Raw genomic sequence first — 23,531 nt, forward strand, 5'->3', positions numbered from 1 at the left:
AGCGGGCCCTTGTGTCACTTCCGCCAGAACAAGTGGTGTGTCACACCGCTCGGACTGGGCACGACCTCCAGGTGGAACCGGTCGAGCAGTTCCTCGGGGGACTCCCAGAGCCGTAGCCCGGACCCGAGCTTCACCGGTGAGACCGCCACGTGCAGGGTGTCGACGAGGTCCGCGTCCAGGAACTCCCGGACGGTGGTGACCCCGCCGCCGAGCCGGACGTCCTTGCCCCGCGCCGCTTTCCGGGCCTGCTCGAGGACCGAGGCCGGGTCCCCGCCGACGAAGTGGAACGTGGTGTCGGAGAGCGTGAACGACGGACGCTCGTGGTGCGTCATGACGAACACCGGGGTGTGGAACGGGGGTTCGTCACCCCACCAGCCGCGCCACTCATGGTCCTGCCAGGGCCCGCGCTGGGGACCGAACTTGTTGCGGCCCATGATCTCGGCGCCGATGTTGCGCGCGTAGTCCCGGGTGAAGTAGTCGTCGAGGCCCCGGCTCCCACCGGGTTCGGTACGCATGGGCCAGCTCGCCGTGGCGCCGGCCCAGGCGAACAGCCTCTCCGGCGAGACGTGACCGAACGGCCTCTCAAGGGTCTGGTCCTCCCCGGCACCGATCCCGTCACTCGAGACGTTGAAGTTCTGGACTCTCAGTAGCTGCACCACGTGTCCCTCCTGTGCTGTCGACAACAGTGGTGAGACTGTTCGGTCCATCCAAACTCATCGCTACGAGGGAACGGCCGCTTCGGGGCGCGGCGCGTCGGCCTCCGGCTCCCGCAGTTGCTCGCGCAGGTAGTTCCAGACCACCGCGATCAGCGCGGCCGCCGGTACCGCGAGCAGGCTGCCCACGATCCCGGCCAGGCTGCCGCCCAAGGTGACGGCCAGCAGGACCACCGCCGCGTGGAGGCCGAGCCCGCGACTCTGGATCATGGGCTGGAACACATTGCCCTCCAGCTGCTGCACGACCACGATGATCGCGAGCACGATCAGCGCGTCGGTCAGGCCGTTCGAGACCAGGGCGATCAGCACGGCGACCAGACCGGCGAAGAGAGCACCCACGATCGGTACGAACGCCGACACGAAGGTCAGTACCGCGAGCGGGAGCACCAGCGGAACCTTCAGGACCCACAGGCCGATGCCGATGAGAACGGCGTCGAGCAGCCCCACGAACGCCTGGGAGCGCACGAACGCCCCGAGGGTCTCCCAGCTCCGCGCGGCCACGACCGGGACGTCCGTGGCCAGCCGGCCGGGGAGCTGACGGGAGAGCCAGGGCAGGAACCGCGGGCCGTCCTTGAGGAAGAAGAACATCAGGAAAAGCGCCAGGACGGCGGTCACCACACCGTTGATCACGGTGCTCACCCCGGTGACCACTGCCGTGACCATGCTGCCAATGCTGTCCTGGACACGGGCCACGGCCGTGTCGAAGGCACCGGTGATCTGGTCGTCGCCGATGTGCAGCGGCGGTCCGGCAGCCCACTCGCGCATCCTCTGGATGCCCGCCACCACGCCGTCGGCCAGCTCACCGGACTGCGACGCCACCGGGACGGCGATCAACGCCACGATGCCCGAGACCACGAGCAGGAACAGCACGGTCACCACCGACGCGGCCAGGGCCGCGGGCCATCCCCGCCGGCGCAGGAAGCGGGCCAGGGGCCAGGTCAGTGTGGTGAGGAACAGGCCCACTATGAGGGGCCAGACGATGGACCACATCCGGCCCAGCAGCCACAGGGCCACCGAGGCCGTCACGAGGACCAACAGCATTTCGACGGAGACACGTGCCGATGTGCGCAGCGCGGCGGCGGCTTTCGTGGAACTCAACTGAGCAGGCATAGGGGCACCCTATGGGTACGTCCGTCGCGCTCCGCAATCGCGGCCGGTCAGGATACGTCAGGCTGTCGCCGGCCCCACGGGGCGGAGGGCCGGTCGGCATAATGCCCGGCATGAACACCCGCGCCGTCACCCGCGTACACCTGCTCATCACCGTGGAACTCACCCTCGCCGGCGGCGTACTCGCCGCTCTCGGCGGCCTCCTCGTGAGCGGGCCCGTCATCGCGGCGATCGCGGGCACCGTGACCGGCTCCGGCGTCCTGATCGGCTCCCTCCTCATCCGCCGACGGATCTTCGCCGGATTCGACGAGGCCGCGAAGGACGCCCACGGCCATGGCTACGCCGAAGGACTGGCGCACGCCGTGCTCCTGGGCATTTCCACGTACGAAGCGGCCGCCTTCCCCCTGACCGGCGGTGGAGTCTCCGCCGGCGAGCGGTCGGCGCGCCGGACCCTCGCCTACCGCATCGCCGCGGACGACGGCCTGCCGCACGCGGTGCGGACCGCGGCCGCGGCCGCGCTCGAGGCCATCGATCACGGTGAGGACGCGGCGGCCGCCCAGCAGGCCGTGAAGGATCTGAACCTCGCGGTCTTCGGCCTGCGTACGGGGCGGGACACGCCTTGATCCGTGGTGAGGAGCGTTCCGTGGGAGCGGGGTGTTTCCCGGCGCGCGTGGTGGTGGTCGCGTGGGCCCGCAAGCGGTGTTGGCGGCCCATCGGCGCCGGCGGGCGGTCGAGCCGTGCTCAGCAGGGAGTGACTTCGGGGTCGATCGGAGGCAGTCCCCAGGGTTCCAGAGTGCCGTTGCAGTACTCGGCGAGGAACTGGACGGCGCCGCCTTCGTAGTGTTACCAGCCTCCGTTCCGGGAGGCGATGGTGACGAGCCACTGGTGCGGGTCGTCACCCGTGGTGCTCCAGAGGAGCTTGTCGCCTTCGTTCGACTCGGCCCACGGCAGGAGACCGCCCGGTGCGGGATGGGGCCGCAGACCAATCGACATGTCCGCTTCCCACCAGTCCAGAAGGACTCCTTCCAGATCGGCACGGATGCCGCGAAGACGGTGATGCTCCTCGCCCGGGTCAGGGAGGCCCACGAGCAGGAAGTCCCCGACGGCGAAGGCCTCGTATCTCTCCGCGAGACGCTTGAAATCGTCCGGCAGGGCAGTACGCAGCCCGTGCTCGAGCACCGCCCAGTCGATAACAGCGGGGTCCGGCCTGCGGTGATCCGTCAGCCCTGGAACAGCGCGCTCAAGTGCCTCGATCGCCTGCTCCGGATCCGTGATGCGCCGCACTGGTGTCTGCGTGCCGATCAGATCGTCAGTCATGGCAGCAGCGTGCCAGACCTGACGGGGGCCACGGCTGTGTCCCCTGCAGGTGGGCCGCCTGGCCCGGGCCCGGCTCTTCCAGAATCTCCGGCCTCAGCGGGCGGGCCCGGATTCTCTCCCCTCACTCAGGGAGGACCGGACCGCGGTCACGCAGCCGCGGCAGACACCTCTCCAGGGATGCCCGTACCGAGCCCGTCCATGACACGCGCCGCGTCGACCCACCGTCCCCTGCTCGCGGCACAGCGACGTGAGGTGTCCGGCCACCGCGCTGGACGCGCCGACGAGCGGCGCCCCCGGCTCACCGAGCGGGGGCGCCGCCCGCCGTGACTGCCGTGCTGGCCCGCCTACCGGCTAGCGGACCGCGTAACCGAACCGCGCGCCGACCGACGGCAGACCGCCCGAGCCGGGCTGGTAGGTGGTCACGGCCGCCTTCGTGCCGCCGCTCACATTGGACCAGGGCAGTGCGTGCACGGCGCCCAGCGAGGGGCCGTAGGGCATGCCGATGTACAGGTGGCTGCCGGTGAAGTGGATGCTCCGGCCCACGTACTGGCTCGCGCCGGGGGTGCCGGGCAGCCCCGCGGCATTGCCCGCCTCGATCCAGACCTCGGAGTCGCCGGCCGTGCCGAGCAGCGGGAAGGTCTCCACCGCACCGGCCTTGGTGGCCGTACCGACGGCCTCACACGCGTCGTCCCGGTTTCCACCGGTGTCAGCGCGGAGCCTCCCGGGCTTCCATCCCCAAGCGGTGAGCATGCCGGCCGACAGCGCGGCGCACTCGTCGGAGTCCAGGTACCGGACCGCCGTGTCGACGGCCGCGTCGTCGACCAGGCCGGCGGCGAGCATCGCCCCTCTGCTCCGCTCCCAGGGGTCCGCCCAGAAACGGCTGATGGGGCTGTCCGGCAGCAGCGGCGGCACATGGACCTCGGCGGCGAGGGGTACGAGCCCCGCCCCGCGCAGCAGCGCAGGGTACGACGCCACCCAGATCGGTACCGATGGTGGCCCGTAGCCCCTGCCACATCGCCCGCATCACCGCGCTGTACGGCGTGCCGGGCGTCCGCTCGCTCGTCAGGTCGACCGCGTCGCCGAGCACCCGCACCCCCGTGGCCGTGAACGAATCGGTCGTGGGCCCGCGACCGTGCCCGGTCGCACCGCCTCGAAACCGTGAGGGGGGACACCTCCGTCGTCCCGGGTCCGGTGATCGTCCGGCTGTGCCGGGCGAGGGGCGTGGCAGAGTGGGCGGGTGCAGCCGGTGGTCGGAGCGGGAGGAGGTGCGGGCGTGGAGCGGGTGAATCCGGAGGGGAATGCCGGTGGTGAGGCCTGGGCGGCCTCGGCCGATGTGTTCGACGGTCTGGAGGCCGCCGCGTACCTCGTGGACGAACAAGGCGTGATCACGAGGGCGAACGCCCGGGCGGAGGTCCTGTTCGGACGTCCCGCCGCGGAGCTGGTCGGTCGGGACGCACATGCCTTGCTGCACCGGGACAGCGGCGGCGGGACGATGCCACGCGCGCAGTGCCCCATGATGCGCGCGTTCCTGGGCCGGCTCGTCGAGTACGACGATCAAGGCTGGTTCGAGGGGGCGGACGGTGAGCTCCTGGAGCTGTGGTGGCTCGTCGTGCCGTGCGTACTCGCGGAAGGCGGGCGAGGCGCACTGGTCGTCTTCCGCGAACCCTCGCCCGCCGACGCGAGCCGCGTGGGCGCCGCCCACGCCACCGCGGGGGCATCGACGGAGCTCGCCCGCCTCGCCCTGCTGGCCGAGACGACCACCCGCCTGACCTCCACGCTCGACGTGGAGGAGGCACTGAACCGGCTGGTGGAGCTCCTCGTGCCCCGCCTCGCCGACTGGGTGGTGATCGACCTGCTGACCGAGGCCCGGGACGTGCGGCGCACGGCCGTGGTCCACCACGAGGACGGCGCCCTGGTCCACCGGCGCGATCTGGAGGGGTCGCTGCCCCCGGTACCGGAGGAATCACCGATGCCGCTCTCCCGCGCGCTGCGCGGGGCGGCCTCGACACTGGCAGGCCCGGAAACCTACAGCGGGGCGGCGGACTCCGGTATCGCCGTGGAACAGCAGCGCCTTTTCAAGGCGACAGGCATACACTCCGCCGCCATCGCCCCGATCCGCACCCTGCGAGAGGTTCTCGGGGCGCTGACCCTCGGCCGCTCCGAGACGGCGGAGGCGTTCACACCCGCCGACCTGTCCCTGCTGGAGGACATCACCCGCCGGGCCGGTCTCGCCCTGGACAACGCGCGCCTCTATCAGCGCCAGCAGCGCGTGGCCGAGACCATGCAGCGCCACCTGCTTCCGCATCTGCCCACCGTGCCGGGACTGCGGATGGCCGCCCGGTATCTGCCCGCGCCGCACGCCTCCCAGGTCGGCGGCGACTGGTACGACGCCTTCACGCTGACCGACGGGGCGACCGCGCTGGTGGTCGGTGACGTCGGCGGCCACGATCTCGACGCCGCGGCGGGCATGGCGCAGCTGCGCAACATGCTGCGCGCCTTCACCTGGTCCCAGGCGGGGCCCCTGAGCCAGGCCGTCCAGCGGCTCGACGAGGCCGTCGAGCACATCACCGAGGCGGCCTCGGCCACCCTCGTCCTCGCGCGGGTCGAGAGCGACGAGGACGGCGGCTGGCAGCTCCGGTGGACGAACGCCGGCCATCCGCCACCGATGCTGGTGGACCGGGACGGCCGGGCGCGCCTCCTCACCTCCGGTGGCGGCATCATGCTGGGCACACGCGCCGCGCTTCCTCGCGCCGACGCCGTCCACGCCCTGCCCCCGGGGTCGACGCTGCTCCTCTACACCGACGGCCTGATCGAATCGCGCAGCCACTCCATCGACGACGGCCTGGCCCGGCTCCGGCGCGAGGCCACGCCGCTGGCCCGCCGGCCGCTCGACGTCTTCTGCGACGTACTGCTGGAACGCGTACGGCCCGCCGACAACGACGACGACGTCGCGATCCTCGCCCTGCGCGTCCCCGACCACCCCGCCGACAGCCCATGACACCGACGCCCGGGGGAGACGGCTCGCCTTCACGTCCCGCACAAGGATGACCACGGACGATCACCAGCGGGCCGCTGTCGCCCGCATCCGGCCTTCCACGCGAGCGGTACCCGCGCGTCGGCTCGTGGAGTCACCGACAATGGACGAGTGCGGCACGGCGCCGACCGGCGAGGCCGGCGCGGGAGCGCGGACACCGCACCACGCCCCTGGCACGGGCACGCCGGCACGTCTCCTCCGGTGTGGAAAGCGATGGAGCAATTGGCCAGGAAGGGAAACGGGCCTTCGCGCCCGGACCATCGGTCACGAGACCGCTTCGAGCAGCGCGAGTCCAACGGCTCGCGTCGTGGTTCGAGGTCGGGACTGCGTTCCGTGCTGAGCCTGCGCACGGCAGCCGGTCAGGTGTTCCTGTTGCAGGTCGTGATCGTGCTGCTGCTGGTCGCGGCGGCGGTGACGGCCGTGGTGATCCAGGCGAACCGCGCCAGCGAGAGGGAAGCGGCGCGCCTGTCGGTGACGGCGGCGGAGACGTTCGCGAACGCTCCCGGCACGGCCGCCGCACTGAACACCGCGAACCCGACCGCGATCCTGCAACCACGCGCCGAGGCGGCCCGGAAGGCGGCGAACGTCGACTTCGTCGTCGTCATGAACACCGACGGCATCCGTCTCACCTATCCCGACCCGCAGTACATCGGGGAGAAGTTCGTCGGCACCATCCAGCCGGCGCTCGAAGGCCGCACCGTCGTCGAGAAGGCCGGCGGTCCGCCCCTGCCCTCGGGCACCGGCTCGGCCGTGCAGGCCGTGGTCCCGGTGATCGGCGCCGGCGGTTCCGTCGTCGGCCTGGTGTCGTCCGGGATCACCGTGGAGAACGTGGGTGACCTGGTCCAACGGCAGCTACCGCTCATCCTCGGCACCGGCGCGGCCGCCCTGGCGCTCTCCACGACCGGGACGGCACTGGTGTCCCGGCGGCTGCGGCGGCAGACGCACGGCATGGGCCCGGCGGAGATGACCCGGATGTACGAGCACCACGACGCGGTGCTCCACGCCGTACGGGAAGGCGTGCTGATCACCGACGCTGACGGCCGGGTGCTGCTGGCCAACGACGAGGCGCGCCGGCTGCTGGACCTGCCGGCCGACTCGGAGCGGCGTCGGGTGACCGACCTGGGCCTGCAGGGCGACACCGCGCGGCTGCTGGCATCGGGTGACCCGGTCACGGACGCGGTGTGTCCGGCCGGGGACCGGCTGCTGGCGGTCAACAAGCGGCCCACGGCTCCGTACGGGGGCCGGCCCGGCAGTGTGGTGACGCTGCGGGACACCACGGAGCTGGCGACGGTCACCGGCCGGGCGGAGGTCGCACGGGAGCGGCTGAAGCTGCTGTACGACGCGGGGCTGCGGGTGGGGGCCACCCTGGACGTGACGCGCACCGCCGGGGAACTGGCGGAGGTGTCCGTGCCCCAGTTCGCCGACATCGTCACCGTGGAACTGCTGGACGCCGTCCTGCGGGGCGAGGAACCACTGCCCGGAACCGGCACCGTGCTGCGCCGCACCGCCGCCCGCGGCCGGGGCGACCTCTCCCTCCCCGTCGGCGAGCTGATCCGGTTCTCGCCCCACGGCCCCGTCGCCACCGCGATCGGCAGCGGCCGGGCGGTCCTGGAGACCGGCCCGAGGGCCTCCGACGACCTGCGGGCCACCCAGGAAGCCGAACGGGAGGGGCGCGCGATGGGCCCCGGCCCGCACTCCCTCGTCGCGGTGCCCATGCGGGCGAGGGGCGTGCTGCTGGGAGTGGCCAACTTCTGGCGGGTGAGCACCTCCGCACCGTTCGAGGAGGAGGACAGGACCTTCGCCGAGGAACTGGCCGCGCGCGCGGCGGTCGCGGTCGACAACGCCCGCCGCTACACCCGCGAGCACACCATGGCGGTCACGCTGCAACGCAGCCTCCTGCCACGAGGGATACCCGAGAGCAACGCGCTGGAGGCGGCCTACCGCTATCTGCCCGCCCGGGCCGGGGTGGGCGGCGACTGGTTCGACGTCATCCCGCTGTCCGGAGCCCGGGTGGCGCTGGTCGTCGGCGACGTCGTCGGCCACGGACTGCACGCCGCGGCCACCATGGGCCGGCTGCGTACCGCCGTGCACAACTTCTCCACCCTGGACCTGCCCCCGGACGAACTGCTGAGCCGTCTCGACGAGCTGGTGGCCCACATCGACATGAACGAGGCCGCGGCCCAGGAGCAGGACGGTCAGGGCATCACCGGCGCCACGTGTCTCTACGCCATCTACGATCCGGTCTCCGGACGGGTGGCCGCCGCCACCGCGGGGCACCCCGGGCCGGCGGTCGTCGACCCCGGCGGGAACGTCACCTTCCCCCGCCTGCCGGTCTCCCCGCCCCTGGGCCTGGGCGCCGGCCTGCCCGTCGAAAGCGCTGAGCTGACCCTGCCCGAGGGCTCGAAGCTGGTGCTCTACACCGACGGGCTCATCGAGGACCGCGGCCGCGACCCGGACGTCGGCCTGGAAGCCCTGCGCGCCGCCCTGTCGGGGACCGACCGCACACCGGAGGCCGTGTGCGCGGCGGTGGCCGAGGCCATGCTTCCCGCCCAGCCCGGCGACGACATCGTGCTGCTGGTGGCCCGCACCCGCCTCCTCGACTCCGCCGACTTCGCCGAGTGGCACGTACCCCGCGACCCGGCCGCGGTGGCCCCGGTCCGCACGGCGTGCGCGCGGCGCCTGGCGGACTGGGGGCTGGAGGACATCGGCTTCGCAACCGAGCTCATCCTCAGCGAGCTGATCACCAACGCCATCCGCTACGGCGGCGATCCGATCACCGTCCGGCTCCTGCACGGCCGCACCCTGATCTGCGAGGTGTTCGACGGCAGCAGTACCTCACCCCATCTGCGCCGCGCCAAGACCACGGACGAGGGCGGTCGTGGTCTGTTCCTCGTCGCCCAGTACGCCGAACGCTGGGGCACCCGCTACACCCCCGAGGGCAAGGTCATCTGGACCGAACAGTTCCTCGACGGCGGCGCGGTGGAACCCGGAGGGTCCGTCGACGCCCTGCTCGACCAGTGGAGCGACGAAGCCCTCTGACCGACCGGCCCGTAACCGCTCCGGGCGGCGGCCGGTGGTCGCGCCGCCGCCCGGACCCTCAGACCGCCAGGCAGGAGGCCCCGGGGACCTCTGACGGCAGGGCGATCGCGGAGGGGTCGACGAGGGTGGTCAGGTCACCGGCAGACGTGGTGGCACACTCGACCACTGCGACGGGGTCGGGCACGGCGGATGCGAGGGGAGCCGCGGCCCCGAGGAGCACGACGGTTCCGACGACGACTGCCGCGATGCGACGCATATGGATTCCTTCCTGAGCAGGACGGTGGGGCCGACTCGCCGGTTGGTGCGAGTCGGCCCCTGGCTACCCATGCCCGCCTCCGGACAAGCGGACTGTCACCCCTACGGGTAGTCACACACCGGTCGTGCGGTGAACCCAGTCCCTGACGTCCGGTGTGCCCAGGGAGACGATGCGCGCGCCGCCGGTGAGTTCGATGTAGGCGCTGGTGACGCCGATCTGTTTGGTGCCGAGCAGCACCGGGCCGCCCGAGTCGCCCTTCATGGGGTGGCCGCTGTCCTCATTGGCCCAGACCCAGCTCGGGGGCCCGTTCTCCACCCGGTCCACCTTCACGGAGCAGACCTTGAGCTTCCGGGCGGGGTCGTTGTTGTCATAGCTCGTACGACCCCAGCCGGATACCGCGAGTTCCGCTCCGGTGCCGGGCGTGATGCCCCGGGGGATGAGTTCGTTGGGTTTGACCGAGGAGCCGAGGGGCGAGGAGAGGCGCAGCGCCGCGAGGTCGTTGCGCTCGGTGAGGTGGTACGCCGCGACCTGGCGCCGCTCACCCTTGGCGAGGGTGAGGTGCCCGGCCCTTATCCACAGTCGCCCGGCAGCCGGATTGCCCCGGTCGGTGATGCAGTGCTTGGCGGTGAGGAGCCACCGGCTGGAGATCACGCCGGCGGAACAGATGAACTGCTTGTCCGAGGCCGGATCGGTGTCGGGCCCGAGCCACAGCTGGGCGGCGCCCCGCTGCTGGCCGGCCTCGCCGCCACCGTAGACGGCGTGCGCCCGCGGGGCGCCCCCGAGGAGGAGTGCGCCCGCCACGACGGCGGCGAGGAGAGCGATCACCAGCCGCCCGGGCCATGTCCTGGACAGTGGAGCGGAGTTCACCCGGATCAGCCCCACACCCGCGTCGGACGTGCCCCGTCCTGGTAGTGGGCGAGACTCTTCCAGCAGTCCACGGACAAGCTGATCGCGGTGCCGTTGACACGGCAGTAGTGCAGACCGCGCAGGTTGATGCCCTTGGTGTCGCGTCCGGCGACGACATTCACGTCGATCCAGACGCTGTCGCCCACGCTGTGGATGACACCCAGCCGGAAGTCCTCACCGTTGACCTTGTTGCCACTGCAGTGGGCGCGCGCATTGCCACTGGTGTCGGACAGCAGGCAGAAGTCGGCGACGAAGTGGGCCCGGTGGGAGATCATGATGTTGTAACTGCCCGCGGCGGTGGCCGAGGCGGACGTCGACGCGGCTTGGGCGGCTGTCGGGGACAGGGCCGCGACCAGAGCCGTCGCCGCCGCGGCCGCGGCTCCGCCCCGCGTGCGCTTCGTCCTCCCGCTCCGGCCGTCTCGGGGTGCCTGGGGCGTCGGCGTGGTCGTCGGTGTCGTCGTCAGCATGATGCTCGTCCTCCACGTGTGTTTACCGGGTGGGTGGGAAAGGTGCTTCTTTGTCGTCGCGCGGCGGTGGTCAGACCGCGCGGGCGATGCACAGGCGGCCCTTCAGACGGGGGCCCGCCTCGTAGAACAGGTACGACGTGCCTCCTTCCGTACCGAAGGAGGGCGCGGCCACGCGGCCGTTGTCGGCCGGGCCCGGGGCGTGGAAGACCCCGAGGTGGGCCTCCTTGTCGAAGCCGTCACCGACCTCGGTGAGGCGCATGCGGCCGTCGTCGCCGTGGTACGCGACGTACACGGTGCCGTTCCGCTTGACCAGCGTGGGCGCCGCGATGTCGGTGACCCCGTCGGGCTCGGGGTTCACCAGCGGATCCGGGCTGAACTGCCAGCCGTCCCAGCCGTTGGGCGACCAGCCGTAGAAGATGCGCCTCCGGCTCCGTACGCCCATGAACACCATCACGTACCGGTTGTTCCGCCCCGGCAGGGCGTGCTCGAAGACCCGGGCGTACGAGGTCTCCGACGTGCCGGGTACCAGGCGCGTGCTCAGGACGGGTGTCTCGTCGGAGAAGACGATGCCGTCCCGGGACCGCGCCACCCGCGTCACGGTGTTCTCGCCGTGGAAGTAGCAGAAGAACTGGCGGGTGGGGGCGTCCCAGATCACGTGCGGCGAGGAGACATGGCTGACCGTGGTCCCCGGCAGCCGGTTGTCGATCAGCGGATTGGACGGGTACTCGGTGAACGGCCCCTCCAGCGAGTCGGCGAACGCCACGCAGATGCCACCGGGGTCCTCGTGCGGCGCGTAGTACAGGTGGTACCTCGCCCGCGCGCCGCTGATCTTGTCGTACACACCACGGATCGTGGGGAAGATGAACTCTCCCGTCGGGTTGTACCGCAGCGGCCCGGCCAGCGCGTCGCGCACGTACCGGTACGCGGGCATGCCCCCGGGTCCGGCGGCTCGGGCGGGCACGGCCGCACCGCCGAGTCCCAGGCCTGCCGCCGTGGCGCCCGCCGCGGCGGCGCGCAGCACGGTGCGCCGGTCGACCGGGCGGCGCGGATCCCCGCCCGGCCCCTTCCTCGTACTCATCCGCTCCTCCGTAACTCCGCCTCGTCGGGCGGCGTCACCGAAGCTACGGCGGCGCGGGAAGCGTGAATTGCCGGTTCGCGTACGGGCATTTGTCCGAGAGCGCACTCAGGCGACGGGGGGTGCGGTGGTTACATTCGGTGGTGTACACGGGGGCGTGGGGGCGGAGTGGCCAGGCAGGGGGAGCAGTGGGTGATGTCGTGACCACGGCGTCGGTTCCGGTCGGTGAGCAGGTGGCGTACTGGGAGGAAATGCTCAGGGAGAGCTGTGTGCCGATAGCGATCAAGCCGGCCGCGGACGGGCCGTTCCGCGCCATGAGCCTCACCCGGCAGCTCGGGTGTGTGCAGATCACCACGGTCGAGGCCGACGCCAACCACGCGCGCCGCACCGAACGCCTCATCGCCCAGGGCAACCGGGAGACCCTCAACGTCAGCGTGCAGCACGGCGGGCCGGGGCTGATCGTCCAGGACGGCAAGGAGGCGCTCCTCGCGCCCGGCGACTTCATGTTCTACGACCCCACCCGGCCCTACTCCCTGGACTTCTCCGAGCCGTACCGGCTCCAGGTCTTCGCGCTGCCACGGCACGCGCTGGGGCTGTCGGAGGACGAGGTGCGGCGGCTGACCGCCGTCCGCATGCGGCCCGACACCGGGACCGCGGCGCTGGTGGCCTCGTTCCTCGTCCGGCTCGCGACCGACGCGGCCGCCTATCCGCCGCCGATCGGGGCCCTGCTCGCGCGCAACGCCGTGGACTGCTGACCACTCTGGCCGCCGAGCGACTCGGCGCGGACCCCGGGAGCGGCGGCGACACCGGGGGCACCGCACTGCGGCTGCGGATCCAGGCGTACATCGACCGCCACCTCTCCGACCCCGACCTGGCCCCACCCGCCATCGCCGCCGCGCACCACGTGTCCGTGCGCTATCTGCACCGGCTCTTCGAGACGCAGGGCACCACCGTCGGCCGGTGGATCCGGCACCGCCGCCTGGAGGCGTGCCGCCGGGAGCTGGCCCGGCCGGGCGGTGGCGGCCCGACCGTGGCCGCCGTCGCCCAGCGCTTCGGCTTCACGAGCCCCGCCCATTTCAGCCGGGTGTTCCGCGCGGCGTACGGGATGTCGCCACGGGACTGGCGTGCCAAGGCCTCACGGGGGTGACGCTCATGAGGGCGAGACCGATGAGGGTGCTGCTCACGGGGGTGACGCTCACCGTGGTGGCCGAGAGGCCGGTCCGGTCAAATCGCCGTCGGGACACCCGAGTTCCCCCATCGACGGCATGATGGGGGTGTGAACGCTCCCCAGCCCGGCCGGTTCCTCACCCCCGCCCTGCTGCCCGCCCTGTTGATGGTCTCCTACGTGTCCGCCCTGTGCCTGGGCCTGGCCGAGGGGGAGACGGTCTCCACGAGCGCCCTGGAGCACCGCGTCAGTCGGTTGTCCGGGCCTCAGTGGGTGGGCCTGATCGTGCTCATGGTGGGGGCGTCGCTGTTCCTGACGCATTACGCGCCGGTGCTCACCCGGCTGGCGGAAGGAGACCGCTGGTCGGGGCGGGCCGCCCGCTGGCTGCGCGCCCGCAAGCGCTACTACCGGGATCGTGAACGCCGGCGGCTGCTCCACCTGGAAGTCACCGCCGCGCACGATCCGGAGGTGCGGGTCGAGGCCCGCAGGCTCGCCGCCTCGCTGAGCGAGCGCTACCCCATGAACGACGCGATGCTCAGGCCCACGGCGCTGGGGAACGCGCTGGCGGCGTCGCACGAGCGCGTCGAGCAGGCGTACGGGCTCGACGTACCGCTCGCCTGGCCGCGTCTCTACCAGGTGCTGGGGCGCCGTGTCCGTACGGAGGCCGACACCCGTCGCGGTCTGCTCGACATGTACGTCTCCTTCTGCGTGTACGGCCTGGTCGCCGCGGCGGCGTCGGTCGTCGCCTGGCCCCGGGGGAACGTGGCGGCGATGCTGGCGTGGCTGGCCCCCCTGGTGGTCGTCGCGCTGTCGTACCCGAGCGCGGTACGGGCGGCCGTGGCCTACGCGAGCACGCTCAGGGTTGCCTTCGACCTCCACCGGTTTGACCTGTACGACGCGCTGCACCTGCCGGCGCCGTCCGACCAGAGCGAGGAGCGGATCGTCAACCGCGCCCTGTCCGCCCAGTGGGGGTACGGAGTCGTCACCGGTGCCCCCGAGCCGCCGGGGGAGCGGCGCCACGCGGCGCAGGGCCGGCACGAGTTCACCGGAAGCGGCGTGAACGTCCAACAGAACATGGGCCCGTTCGCGCGACGGCTGTCGTCCGAGGCGTCGCACGTGGTTTCCGGCACGGCGGACGTCGTCTTCCACTCCGGCGACGTGTACGGGACGCCACCGCAGTCCCGTCCGGTGGCCGTGGACCCGCCCCGTGCGTCCCCCGGGCCCTGGGACGACGACCGGCCCACGCCTCCGGTCACCGACGAGGACACCGACGAGCACGAGGACACCGACGACAAACGGATTCCGATGGCCGGTGCGGTCGTGGGCGGGCTGGCCGCACTGGCGGCCGCCGCGCCGGTATCGGGCACCCTGGCCATGACGGCCGTCGGCGTCGCGGCCGTCAGCAGTGCCCTCGCGCTGTCGGAGGCCGTCCGGCGCAGGAACGAACACGGCAGGACCGCGGAGCCGTCACCGCCCGAGCCACCACCGGCCCTCGGCTACGCGCACCGGCCGGCCCAGGCGTCGTCCGTGGTCCAGGTCGGCGGCGATGCCATCCGTGAGGCGCTCACGCCGTCGGCGCCCATCGCCTTCCGCGGCGGGATCGCGGTCGCCGTGGACCAGGCCCACGGCGTCCGCGACGTCGACGGAGAACCGCAGTGGCAGCTCCGGTCCGGCCAGGAGGCCACGCTCGTCGTGGCGCTCGGGCTCGGCGCGGTGCACCAGCGGGAGCCCAGAGCACTGCTCGGCCGCCGGGACGGGATTGCCGAGGAACTGCTGGTGGTGGCGGGACGATCGGCGCACAGCGTCGAACTCGACGTCGTCGTCGACGCACCGTTCATGAAGGTGGACCCGGCTCGTCGTACCCTGCGGGCCCCCGTCGACGACACCCAGCTGGAATTGCGGTCGGTGATCTCCGCCTCCGAACCGGGGACCTACGACGTGCGGGTCGCGGTCTACGCGGCCGGCCGGCTGGTCCAGGCGCTGCCCGTCACCGTCGAAGTGGACCAGGCGGTGAACCAGGCGGTGAACCAGGCCGTCACGCGCCACCACGACGACCCGGCGGTGTCGTGAGACTCCAGGCCGCCTCGCCGCACATCACCGTGCGGGCACTCAGCAACGCCGAGGGCTACCGGCTGGAGCTCACCGGCCCCGGCGACCCCGAGCCACTCGTGATGGACACCGCCGAACCCACGGTGCTCCGTCGGCACCACGCCGCCTTCAGCACCGCCCTGGAGCAGGCGAAGAAGGCATGGCAGAGCCCCGGCACCCTGGATCCCCGGGAGGCCGGCAACGCCCTCGTCGAACTCGCCGACGCCGGCCGCATCCTGCTCCTCAACGCGCTGCGCCGACCCTACGACAGCGTGCCGGAACTGGCGCGCAAGGTGGCCCGCTGGTGCCCGGCCCGGGGGGAGGACGCGGCCGTCATCCCGGTCGTGCACATCGCGCCCGGCTACGCCCAGTACCTGCCCTGGGAGGCGCTCCCGCTGTTCGACCCGTACTGGGAGGGCCCCGTCGAGGACGTGGCCGGACTGTGCGACGCGGCCCGGGTCTTCCCGGGGCTGTGCACCGTCGTCGAACGCGGCATGGAGGCGGGTGCGACACAGGACCCCTGCCTGGCCACCACGGACGGACGGCTCCCGCTGCGGTTCCTGTGGCACGCCGGCTATCCGGGCGCCCGGGCGGAGCTCGGCTTCTTCCGCAGCCGGCCGTCCATCCGGCTGGAGGGCCCCTCTCCCGTGGCCGGGGAACCCCTCCCCGAACCGGCCACCCTGGCCCAGCACATGGCGGATCCGGGCCTCGGGCTGGACGGGCGGCGCGTCGACCGCCCCCACCAGGTGCTGCACATGTCCTGCCACTGCGTGGCCCGGCCCGGCGGCTTCCCGGGCGACGAGGGGAACTTCGCCTTTCACCTGGCCTCGGAGTCGGGCGAGGATGTCGAGATCCCGGTACCGAAGATCCTCGCGCGGCTGATGCGCGGCTGGCGGGCCGCACCGGCCGACGGCGCCGCCAAGCCCCTGGTCTTCCTCAACGCCTGTGCCACGGCCGTCTACGACCCCTGGTCGCTGGAGTCGGTGGTCGCGCCCTTCCACAAGAACCAGAACCGCGGCGTCATCGCGACCGCCGCCAACCTCCCCGACCGGCTGGCCGACACCTTCTCCCGCCGCTTCTACCAGGCGCTGCTGACCGGTGGGACCGCCGGGGAGGCCCTGCACACGGCCAAGTGGGACCTGTTGCAGTCCCGCCACAACCCGCTGGGCCTGCTCTACTCCCTCCACGGCAGCTCGACGCTCAGGGTGGCCCCGCTGCCCCGAACCGCGACCCCCGCCGTGTCCGCACCCTCCTCCTGAAAGGCTGACCACCCATGAGCACCCTGCCGGACGCCTACTGGCACGAGATCCGCGGCCGTTACGAGCGCCTGCCCGTCTGGCTGCCCGGCACGCCCATGAACCTCGGCGACGTCGGCACCTTCCACAAGCGCAGGTGGACGAAGCTCACCACCCTCGCCGCCCTCGGTGTCGAAGCGGCGCCGGACGTCGAGGGCAGCCTGGGCAACCTCGACCACTCGTCGCACGACGGGGTGCACAGGACGGCCGGTCTGACCCGTGCCGGTGTCGACACGGCGGTCGCCACCGCCACCGGGAACGTCCACTACCGGTTCCAGCGCGAGGGGGCGTTCGTCCTGCACACACGGGACGCGACGGTGCATCGTCTCGCCGACCTCAAGTCCGTGGAGACCGCCGTGCGCGCCCTGTACGAGGAGAAGGAATGGCGGCGCGAATGGGTGGTGATCACCGAGGTGCTGGTCGGCGGCCCCAGCCTCGTCCTCGTGTCGGCGGGCCGCTCGGCGGAGGCCGGTGTACGGCTGCGCGCCGAGGCGGCCGTCGACCCCACCACGGCGGTCGCTCTGGCGCCCTCGTTCGTCGTGGAGAGCCAGCAGGGCCTCGCCGCCTCCCTGGACAGCCCGTCCCGGACGGCGCTCATGTGGCGCGGCCACGTGTTGAAGGACCCGTGGGTCGGCAAGCCGAAGATGGTGGAGCGCGGCGAGGACACGACGGCGGACGTGACGCCGGACGCGGGGGAGCCCGGCCGTCCGTACTGGGCGGAGGTGGAATACCCCGAGGACCTCGACCTCGACGAGGTCGCGTCGCCGTGAGTGCGCCCAGCGCCGCACCGGAGCCGGCCGGTGCAGTCGGATGTCTTCCGGCGGCTCGGCCGGTGCCGGGCCGTGACGATCAACTGGCTATGACGATCCTCGGCGGGGGCCTACTGTCTGCGTATGACACTTGCTCACGATGTGACCGGGGACGGCCCGGCAGTGGTATTGCTGCATTCCGGGGTGTGCGACCGGAGGATGTGGGACCCGCAGTGGTCGGCGCTGGCCGATGCCGGGTACCGGGTGGTGCGTTGCGACTTCCGGGGCTTCGGCGGAACACCCCTGACCGGCCGGCGTCACAACGACGCGGACGACGTGCTGAACCTGTTGGACTCTCTTGACATCGATCGGGCGGCGCTGGTCGCCTCCTCGTACGGCGGACGTGTCGCGGTGGAGATCGCCGCACGTCACCCGGAGCGGGTGACCGCCCTTGCGTTGCTGTGCGGGGGGCTGCCCGGGCACGAAACCAGCGATGAGCTGCGTGCGTTCGGTGATCGGGAGGACGCACTGCTGGAGGGCGGTGACGTCGCCGGGGCCGTGGAGCTGAACGTGGACACCTGGCTGGGGCCCGATGCCGGTGAGGCGGCCCGGGAGCGGGTGCGCGACATGCAGCGGCACGCTTTCGAGGTGCAACTGGCCGCGCCCGAGGGAGCGGGCCGGATCGAGATGGAATTCGACCTGTCGGCGATCGAGGCGCCCTGTCTCGCCGTCTCGGGCGGCCGCGACGTGGCCGACTTCCGGCAGATGGCGGCCGGGCTGCCCGAGTCGCTCCCCGGGGCACGGCACGTCGAGCTGCCGTGGGCCGGTCACCTGCCGAGTCTCGAACGGCCCGACGAGGTGTCGGACCTGCTGGCCGGCTTCCTGCGCGAGACGGTGGCCGCCGCCCGTACGACGTCGTGAGCCGTGACGCGGCATTACGCGGTGCGGGCGCTCACGTCGACCGTGGAGCGCGCCGCGGCGAGGTGGTGCACGGTGGTGTGTTCGGCGTGCGGGGCGAGCAGGTCCCGCAGTTCGTCCGCGGCGGTCTCGAGGAGGTGGCCGTCGCGGGCGGCGCGGAGGGTTTCGAGGACGAAGGTGACGTGGGTGGAGTCCTCGGTGACGCGTGTGCGATGGGCGTCGCGGTGGTTCCAGTGGCGCGTGAGGACGCCGGTGCTGTCGGCGTAGACGATCTCGCCGGGCTTGGGGTTCTCGAGGGTGCCGGGTTCGCCGAGGGGGGTGAAGGCGGTGCCGTCCGCGTGGCGGATGTCGATGTCGCCGGTGACATGGTCCAGGTCGAAGGCGCCGGCCGGCAGGCCGTGCCGGACGGAGACGGTGTTGTAGGAGTCGACGGCAGGGTTGATGCGCGGCATGGTGCCCCTCTTGGCGAGGCGGCGGCCGAGCGCGTCGACGCTGGGGCGGACGCGGCGGGGGTTGGTGCCGAAGGAACGGTACGCGGCGTGCCAAGCCTCGATGCGGGGGTCGGTCTCGTCGGCGGGGTGCCAGGTGCCGTCGGCGAGCCGCTGCTCGAGTTCCTCCACGGCGGCGGTGGTGCCGGGCCAGGGTTCGCGACCGCGCAGGCCGGTCGCGGTGACCAGGGCGACGAGGGTGTCGGGGAAGGCGTCGGTGACGGCGGGGGACAGGCGGAAGGCGGGCATGCGGGGGGTTTTCCGTTCGTGTGTCGTGGTCCGGGGCGGTGGTGTCAGGGCGTCCAGGGGCCGATGCGGTCCAGGCGGCGGCGCTGCTGGAGTGCCGTGGGGACGTCCAGGCCCTGGCTGCGGGCGGTGAGCCGGTCGGCGACGGCGGTGCGGTGTTCGACGGGCTTGTGGTCGTCGTACGTGAACTTGGCCCGTACCTCGGCGACTTCCAGCCGCAGGCCGCGGATGCCGGGCAGCATCCGGCCGTAGGGCGGCCGGTCGACGGCGACGGGAGCGTGGTCGCCGTCGGGCTGGAAGTGGGCGAGCTGGCGGCGCAGCAGCTCGGCCTCGGCCTCGGGGTCGTCGACGAGATGGTGATCGGATGGCCGAGACGGACGCAGCGCTGCGGACGCTCGCCCACAACGTCAGGTCCGGCTGGCCGACACCCTCGGGGTCTCCGCCCTGCTGGAGGGACCTGCCGAAGGCCGCGTCCGTGTCGTGACCGCCGACACCGTGGCGCCGCTGTGGACCGGCGCGCGGGGCAGCGAGGCCCAGCTCATGCTGACGACCTCGGGCCCCGCTCCCGTCGAGGTCTGGCGCTGGAAACTGGAACCCGGCGAGGAATACCCCAGCCACCCCCACCAGGCCGGAGTCGTGGAAACCGTCAGCGTCACCTCCGGCCGGATGACGCTGCTCGTCGACGGCACCGAGCACACCGTCGAAGCCGGACAGACCGCCACCTTCGACGGCGACGCCCCCCACACCTACCGCGGATCCGGAACCGGAACCTGCCACCTGATCATGACGGTCCGCCTGCCGCCCGGCCCCGGCCCCGCCGCCACCACCTGACCCGTGCGGGCAGGAGCGCCGCTCCCCGCCCACGAGGAAACCCCCGGCGCGCCCTGGCCCGTCACCGCGCCCCGCGCGTGCCGGCGACGGGTGAGCTGCGACCGGTGGCGCCCCTTGCCGGTGCGACCGAACGCCAGCGTGCGGCGGTGCGCCGGTCCGCCGCGTCGCCGCCGCCGGGCCGTCACCGAACCGCCACGGTGCCCGCAGGCACCCCGCGACGGGGTCCCGGCACACCGAGCCGCGGGGACGGCGACGGGTTCACCGGCTCAGGGCTCCGCGATCCGCCGGGGTGATGCGGTGCCCGGCCGCGACCCGGCCGGGCCCGACCGGGCGCGTCCCGCACGGTTCAGCCGCGCTTGGCCCGCCCGGTGAGCATGTCGCGGACCCGGTCGACCATCCCGGATCCCGGCGCGAGGATCTTGTTGAGCGGCGGGGTGTCGGGGGCGGAGGGATGCGGGCGGGTCGGCGCGGTCTCCTTCGCCCGGCGCACCTTCTCACCCAGCTCGTCCAGCATGCCGACCGGGCACACCTCGGCCAGCAGGGGGAAGAGGCGGTCCTCCTCGTCCCTGACGTGCTCGGTGACCGACGACCTCAGCCGGGTCACCAGGGGGTCGAACTCCGCGTCGCCGGGCCGGCAGCCCTCCAGCTCCTTCAGGAGACGCTCCACCTCGCTGTGATCCTCGATCTCCTTGTCGGCGAGGTCGTCACCACCGTCCACGTACCGGCGGACCACCGGGTACAGATGCTGCTCCTCGGCCACCGCGTGCCGGACCAGCTCCATGGTGAGCCGGTCGGCGAGCACCCGGCGCTCGGGGTCGTCCGCGGTGTGCGTTTCGAGCTGTGCGAACAGGGCGTCCACCTCGCGGTGATCCGCCGTCAGCTCCTCGATGACGTTTCCTCCGTGGCCCATCGTGGGGCTCCCTTCCGTTCATCCGGTCGACGCGGTGTCTGTTCAGGTCCGGGTCACTGCCGGTCGCCGTATGCCGGTGCCCCGGGGTCGTCGGCCACACGGGACGAGACCGGACTGGGCCACCGCCATGGCGGCGGACAGCCGTCGTCCAGCAGTCGTCCACGCGTGGACAGCGCCCGGCGTCCATGTCTTCCACCGTGGCCCGGACGCTTCTCGGGCATGGCGTGCCGCTCACCCGGACGGCCCAAGGACCCACATTGGTGGCAGCTCGGCTGATTGACCGCTTCCCCCTGGGGGCACCCGCCGACCGACCGAGGAAAGGGGTGCGGGTGGGCACGCACGAGGACGAACCGAGGACCGGCGGAAAGGCCGGGGAACGGCCGATGGGGGGATACGCGACGACACTGGCCGCTTATGCCGCCTATGCCGGGGCATGCACGGCCCTGGTCCACCGCCACGGCCGCTCGCCGGAGCGGCACGACGCGCAGGACATCGTCCTGACGGCGGTCGCCACCTTCCGGATCAGCCGCCTCCTCACCAAAGGGGCCGTCACCAGCCCGCTGCGGAGGCCCTTCACCACGTACGAGGGCACGACGGGGCCCGCCGAGGTGGGCGAACGGCCGCGCCACGGGCTGAGGCACACCGTTGGCGAGCTGCTGACCTGCCCTTTCTGTATGAGTGTGTGGGTGAGCACCACCTTGACCGCAGGGCGCTGCCTCTGGCCCCGCGCGACCCGGGCCGTTCTGGCCGTCGCGGCCTCCGTGGCCGGGGCCGACGCGCTGCAACTCGCGTACAGCGGACTCATGGAGAAGGTGACTCGCGGTGAGTGACCCGGCCCGGGCCCGGACGGTTCGCGCGAACGGCGTTTCCCGCCCGGCGAATCAACCCCGAGCCGCCTTGTAAGCGTCACGCAAGCCGGCTGCTGCCTCATGCTCGCCATCGGGGTGATAGGCGGCGTCGGCGGGTGGCCGCTCACACCGGCCCTCACACAGCACTTCGAGAGCGCTTTCTCCCGATCGCCCTGCGGCGCCTTCGCGGGATGACTCCGCACGCCCTACGGCGCAACGCCGCCTCCGCGCACAGGGGCGCCGTACGCGTGCTCCTCGCACATGCCCGGATGCCCCGCGTCCCCCTGTCCCGATCGCCCGGGCGCTGTTGAGGCGCGGGCCGCTCGCGCGCGCGGCCGTGCTCACCGTCGGCCCCCTCTCCCACTGGCGCCACGACCGCTGCGGCGGATTCTGCGGCGATCGCGTGCTCGGCCACGCGGAGTCGCGCGCCCGACCGCCCCGGGGCGGGGCCAAGACGAAGGCCGGGCAGCGGAGATCGGGGTCGGCGGCCGGGGCCGTCACGTCGTGCGGACGGACTTGACACCCCGTGCGGAGTGAGGGAAGTTAGGCCCGCCTTACCTTAGTAGTTCGTGTGGATGAGTGGCTGTGTTCTCGACGGCCGCCCAGTATTGGATCCAACGGAAGGACCAGCATGTCGGGACGCCGCGAGGACAGCGGCCAGGCTGAGGGCGGCACCGCCCACGACCTGGTCGGCATAGGCTTCGGCCCGTCCAATCTCGCTCTGGCCATCGCGGTGGCCGACCACAACCGCCGGGACCCCGAACGCGCGCTGCGGGCCCGCTTCGTGGAGCAGCAGGAGCGTTTCGGGTGGCACCGCGGAATGCTGCTGGAAGGGGCCACCATGCAGGTCTCCTTCCTCAAGGACCTGGTCAGCATGCGGGATCCCAGCAGTCGCTTCTCCTTCCTCATGTACCTGCAGGAGCGCGGCCGCCTCGCCGACTTCATCAACCAGAAGACGTTCTTCCCCACGCGGATCGAGTTCCACGACTACTTCGAGTGGTGCGCCGCCGAGTTCGCCGGGGACGTCGACTACGGGCGGCGCGTCGTCGAGGTCAGGCCCGTGCGCACCGGGGACCGCGTCGAGGCCGTCGAGGTCGTCTCCGAGAGCGTGGCGAACCCGGCCGACCGGCAGGTGCTGCGCGCCCTCAACGTCTCCGTCGGCACCGGCCTCACCCCCCGCCTGCCCGAGGGCGTCACCCAGGGCGAGCACGTGTGGCACACCCGCGAACTGCTCTTCCGCGCCCCGGAAGTGACCCACCCCCGGTACCGGCGCTTCGTCGTCGTGGGCGCGGGTCAGTCGGCCGCCGAGGCCGTCGACTACCTGCACCGGACCTTCCCCGACGCCGAGGTCAACGCGGTCTTCACCCGGTACGGCTACAGCCCCGCCGACGACAGCCCGTTCGCCAACCGGATCTTCGACCCCTCCGCGGTCGACGACTTCTTCACCGCGCCGGAGAACGTCAAGCAGGACCTCTACGGCTACCACCGCAACACCAACTACTCCGTGGTGGACGGTGAGCTGATCGAGCAGCTCTACCGCACCCACTACCAGGAGAAGGTCAGCGGCCGGGAGCGGCTGAGGATCCTCAACACCACCGAGCTGCAGGGTGTGGAGCGGATACCGGACGGCGCCCGTGTCGTACTGCGCTCGCTGACCACCGGCCAGGAGACGTCCCTGGACTGCGATGCCGTCGTCATGGCGACCGGCTATCGCCCCGTCGACCCCCGTGGCCTCCTCGGTGAGCTCGCCGCCGACTGCCTCGCCGACGACCGGGGCCGGCTGCGCGTGGACCGCGACCACCGCGTCCTGATGGCCGATCACGTCGACGTCGGCGTCTACCTCCAGGGTGGTACGGAGCACACCCACGGCATCACCTCCTCGCTGCTGTCCACGCTCGCCGTGCGCTCCGGGGAGATCTGCGACTCGCTCCTGCTGCGCCGTACCGCCGAGGCCCTGCGCGCCGACCGGGACAAGGAGATCGACGCGCTCCTCGGCTGAGGCCGAGCGCCGAGCGCGCCCGACGAAGGACGCCGCCCCCCGCACCGAAACGGTGCGGGGGGCGGCGTCCTTCGTCGGCC

21 protein-coding genes and 2 pseudogenes are annotated in these 23,531 nt (G+C 72.3%); 12 read left to right on the forward strand and 11 right to left on the reverse strand.

All coding sequences use genetic code 11. The annotated features are described in order from the left end of the window. Positions 1–14: 14 nt before the first annotated feature. Positions 15–659: a dihydrofolate reductase family protein gene (locus ACZ6C1_RS18940; protein WP_469242232.1), complete on the reverse strand. Its 645-nt coding sequence runs from the start codon at positions 657–659 to the stop codon at positions 15–17. Positions 660–719: 60 nt separating this feature from the next. Beyond that, the gene (locus ACZ6C1_RS18945) at positions 720–1,823 is read right to left on the reverse strand and encodes an AI-2E family transporter (RefSeq protein ID WP_469242233.1); all 1,104 of its coding nucleotides are present in this window, start codon (positions 1,821–1,823) and stop codon (positions 720–722) included. A 110-nt stretch (positions 1,824–1,933) separates the two neighbouring features. Between ACZ6C1_RS18945 and ACZ6C1_RS18950 the strand changes: the two genes are divergently transcribed. Beyond that, positions 1,934–2,443, forward strand: coding sequence for a hypothetical protein (locus ACZ6C1_RS18950; RefSeq protein WP_469242234.1), 510 nt, complete (start codon positions 1,934–1,936; stop codon positions 2,441–2,443). 220 nt (positions 2,444–2,663) lie between these two features. Here the strand turns inward: ACZ6C1_RS18950 and ACZ6C1_RS18955 are convergent, their stop codons facing one another. Continuing rightward, complete coding sequence (locus ACZ6C1_RS18955; RefSeq protein WP_469242235.1) at positions 2,664–3,137, reverse strand: SMI1/KNR4 family protein; 474 nt, start codon at positions 3,135–3,137, stop codon at positions 2,664–2,666. Positions 3,138–3,860: 723 nt separating this feature from the next. Further along, a pseudogene (locus ACZ6C1_RS18960) lies at positions 3,861–4,233 on the reverse strand (SAM-dependent methyltransferase); the annotation flags it as partial. Positions 4,234–4,410: 177 nt separating this feature from the next. Between ACZ6C1_RS18960 and ACZ6C1_RS18965 the strand changes: the two are divergent. Both ACZ6C1_RS18965 and ACZ6C1_RS18970 read left to right on the forward strand, forming a co-directional pair. Beyond that, the gene (locus tag ACZ6C1_RS18965) at positions 4,411–6,135 is read left to right on the forward strand and encodes a SpoIIE family protein phosphatase (RefSeq protein WP_469242236.1); all 1,725 of its coding nucleotides are present in this window, start codon (positions 4,411–4,413) and stop codon (positions 6,133–6,135) included. A gap of 249 nt (positions 6,136–6,384) precedes the next feature. After that, positions 6,385–9,210, forward strand: coding sequence for a SpoIIE family protein phosphatase (locus tag ACZ6C1_RS18970; protein ID WP_469242237.1), 2,826 nt, complete (start codon positions 6,385–6,387; stop codon positions 9,208–9,210). 58 nt (positions 9,211–9,268) lie between these two features. On the opposite strand, the gene ACZ6C1_RS18975 is transcribed toward ACZ6C1_RS18970, so the two are convergent. The 4 genes from ACZ6C1_RS18975 to ACZ6C1_RS18990 all read right to left on the reverse strand — a co-directional run bounded on the left by ACZ6C1_RS18975 (position 9,269) and on the right by ACZ6C1_RS18990 (position 11,917). Further along, a complete protein-coding gene (locus tag ACZ6C1_RS18975; RefSeq protein WP_469242238.1) occupies positions 9,269–9,466 on the reverse strand; it encodes a hypothetical protein in 198 nt (65 codons plus the stop codon). A 111-nt stretch (positions 9,467–9,577) separates the two neighbouring features. Further along, the gene (locus tag ACZ6C1_RS18980) at positions 9,578–10,333 is read right to left on the reverse strand and encodes a trypsin-like serine protease (RefSeq protein WP_469242239.1); all 756 of its coding nucleotides are present in this window, start codon (positions 10,331–10,333) and stop codon (positions 9,578–9,580) included. A gap of 5 nt (positions 10,334–10,338) precedes the next feature. After that, positions 10,339–10,839, reverse strand: a complete 501-nt coding sequence (locus tag ACZ6C1_RS18985) for a hypothetical protein (RefSeq protein WP_469242240.1) — start codon at positions 10,837–10,839, stop codon at positions 10,339–10,341. A gap of 70 nt (positions 10,840–10,909) precedes the next feature. Next, positions 10,910–11,917 (reverse strand): hypothetical protein, encoded by a 1,008-nt coding sequence (locus tag ACZ6C1_RS18990; RefSeq protein ID WP_469242241.1) that lies wholly within the window; start codon positions 11,915–11,917, stop codon positions 10,910–10,912. Positions 11,918–12,102: 185 nt separating this feature from the next. Here ACZ6C1_RS18990 and ACZ6C1_RS18995 point away from each other — a divergent pair, with 185 nt between their 5' ends. The 6 genes from ACZ6C1_RS18995 (at position 12,103) to ACZ6C1_RS19020 (ending at position 18,132) form a co-directional block, all read left to right on the forward strand. Next, on the forward strand, positions 12,103–12,669 hold the full coding sequence (locus tag ACZ6C1_RS18995; RefSeq protein WP_469242242.1) for a cupin domain-containing protein: 567 nt from the start codon (positions 12,103–12,105) through the stop codon (positions 12,667–12,669). Positions 12,670–12,824: 155 nt separating this feature from the next. Then, positions 12,825–13,061 (forward strand): helix-turn-helix transcriptional regulator, encoded by a 237-nt coding sequence (locus tag ACZ6C1_RS19000; RefSeq protein WP_469242243.1) that lies wholly within the window; start codon positions 12,825–12,827, stop codon positions 13,059–13,061. A 129-nt stretch (positions 13,062–13,190) separates the two neighbouring features. Further along, complete coding sequence (locus ACZ6C1_RS19005; protein ID WP_469242244.1) at positions 13,191–15,149, forward strand: hypothetical protein; 1,959 nt, start codon at positions 13,191–13,193, stop codon at positions 15,147–15,149. Beyond that, positions 15,146–16,426, forward strand: coding sequence for a CHAT domain-containing protein (locus tag ACZ6C1_RS19010; protein ID WP_469242245.1), 1,281 nt, complete (start codon positions 15,146–15,148; stop codon positions 16,424–16,426). Before ACZ6C1_RS19005 ends, ACZ6C1_RS19010 begins: the two co-directional genes overlap by 4 nt. 14 nt (positions 16,427–16,440) lie before the next feature. Then, complete coding sequence (locus ACZ6C1_RS19015; RefSeq protein WP_469242246.1) at positions 16,441–17,232, forward strand: hypothetical protein; 792 nt, start codon at positions 16,441–16,443, stop codon at positions 17,230–17,232. Between the two features lie 123 nt (positions 17,233–17,355). Then, positions 17,356–18,132: an alpha/beta fold hydrolase gene (locus tag ACZ6C1_RS19020; protein WP_469242247.1), complete on the forward strand. Its 777-nt coding sequence runs from the start codon at positions 17,356–17,358 to the stop codon at positions 18,130–18,132. A gap of 14 nt (positions 18,133–18,146) precedes the next feature. On the opposite strand, the gene ACZ6C1_RS19025 is transcribed toward ACZ6C1_RS19020, so the two are convergent. Together ACZ6C1_RS19025 and ACZ6C1_RS19030 are read right to left on the reverse strand one after the other, a co-directional pair. Next, a complete protein-coding gene (locus ACZ6C1_RS19025; protein WP_469242248.1) occupies positions 18,147–18,866 on the reverse strand; it encodes a B3/B4 domain-containing protein in 720 nt (239 codons plus the stop codon). 44 nt (positions 18,867–18,910) lie between these two features. Then, the gene (locus ACZ6C1_RS19030; protein ID WP_469242249.1) at positions 18,911–19,105 is read right to left on the reverse strand and encodes a hypothetical protein; all 195 of its coding nucleotides are present in this window, start codon (positions 19,103–19,105) and stop codon (positions 18,911–18,913) included. 169 nt (positions 19,106–19,274) lie between these two features. Here ACZ6C1_RS19030 and ACZ6C1_RS19035 point away from each other — a divergent pair. After that, positions 19,275–19,694, forward strand: a pseudogene (locus tag ACZ6C1_RS19035) (cupin domain-containing protein); the annotation flags it as partial. A gap of 346 nt (positions 19,695–20,040) precedes the next feature. Here ACZ6C1_RS19035 and ACZ6C1_RS19040 read toward each other — a convergent pair. Then, positions 20,041–20,604, reverse strand: a complete 564-nt coding sequence (locus tag ACZ6C1_RS19040) for a hemerythrin domain-containing protein (protein ID WP_469242250.1) — start codon at positions 20,602–20,604, stop codon at positions 20,041–20,043. 329 nt (positions 20,605–20,933) lie between these two features. Between ACZ6C1_RS19040 and ACZ6C1_RS19045 the strand changes: the two genes are divergently transcribed. Both ACZ6C1_RS19045 and ACZ6C1_RS19050 read left to right on the forward strand, forming a co-directional pair. After that, on the forward strand, positions 20,934–21,434 hold the full coding sequence (locus ACZ6C1_RS19045; RefSeq protein ID WP_469242251.1) for a DUF1360 domain-containing protein: 501 nt from the start codon (positions 20,934–20,936) through the stop codon (positions 21,432–21,434). Positions 21,435–22,083: 649 nt separating this feature from the next. After that, a complete protein-coding gene (locus tag ACZ6C1_RS19050) occupies positions 22,084–23,451 on the forward strand; it encodes a lysine N(6)-hydroxylase/L-ornithine N(5)-oxygenase family protein (RefSeq protein WP_469242252.1) in 1,368 nt (455 codons plus the stop codon). The last annotated feature ends 80 nt before the right edge of the window (positions 23,452–23,531 follow it).

Source organism: Streptomyces sp. NPDC041796 (assembly GCF_055590785.1).

Coding starts and splice junctions, on each gene's coding strand:
- ACZ6C1_RS18945 (WP_469242233.1), bottom strand. CDS start 1,823: ATGCCTGCTCAGTTGAGTTCCACGAAAGCCGCCGCCGCGCTGCGCACA.
- ACZ6C1_RS18950 (WP_469242234.1), top strand. CDS start 1,934: ATGAACACCCGCGCCGTCACCCGCGTACACCTGCTCATCACCGTGGAA.
- ACZ6C1_RS18955 (WP_469242235.1), bottom strand. CDS start 3,137: ATGACTGACGATCTGATCGGCACGCAGACACCAGTGCGGCGCATCACG.
- ACZ6C1_RS18970 (WP_469242237.1), top strand. CDS start 6,385: ATGGAGCAATTGGCCAGGAAGGGAAACGGGCCTTCGCGCCCGGACCAT.
- ACZ6C1_RS18975 (WP_469242238.1), bottom strand. CDS start 9,466: ATGCGTCGCATCGCGGCAGTCGTCGTCGGAACCGTCGTGCTCCTCGGG.
- ACZ6C1_RS18985 (WP_469242240.1), bottom strand. CDS start 10,839: ATGCTGACGACGACACCGACGACCACGCCGACGCCCCAGGCACCCCGA.
- ACZ6C1_RS18990 (WP_469242241.1), bottom strand. CDS start 11,917: ATGAGTACGAGGAAGGGGCCGGGCGGGGATCCGCGCCGCCCGGTCGAC.
- ACZ6C1_RS19015 (WP_469242246.1), top strand. CDS start 16,441: ATGAGCACCCTGCCGGACGCCTACTGGCACGAGATCCGCGGCCGTTAC.
- ACZ6C1_RS19020 (WP_469242247.1), top strand. CDS start 17,356: ATGACACTTGCTCACGATGTGACCGGGGACGGCCCGGCAGTGGTATTG.
- ACZ6C1_RS19025 (WP_469242248.1), bottom strand. CDS start 18,866: ATGCCCGCCTTCCGCCTGTCCCCCGCCGTCACCGACGCCTTCCCCGAC.
- ACZ6C1_RS19030 (WP_469242249.1), bottom strand. CDS start 19,105: ATGCTGCCCGGCATCCGCGGCCTGCGGCTGGAAGTCGCCGAGGTACGG.
- ACZ6C1_RS19040 (WP_469242250.1), bottom strand. CDS start 20,604: ATGGGCCACGGAGGAAACGTCATCGAGGAGCTGACGGCGGATCACCGC.
- ACZ6C1_RS19050 (WP_469242252.1), top strand. CDS start 22,084: ATGTCGGGACGCCGCGAGGACAGCGGCCAGGCTGAGGGCGGCACCGCC.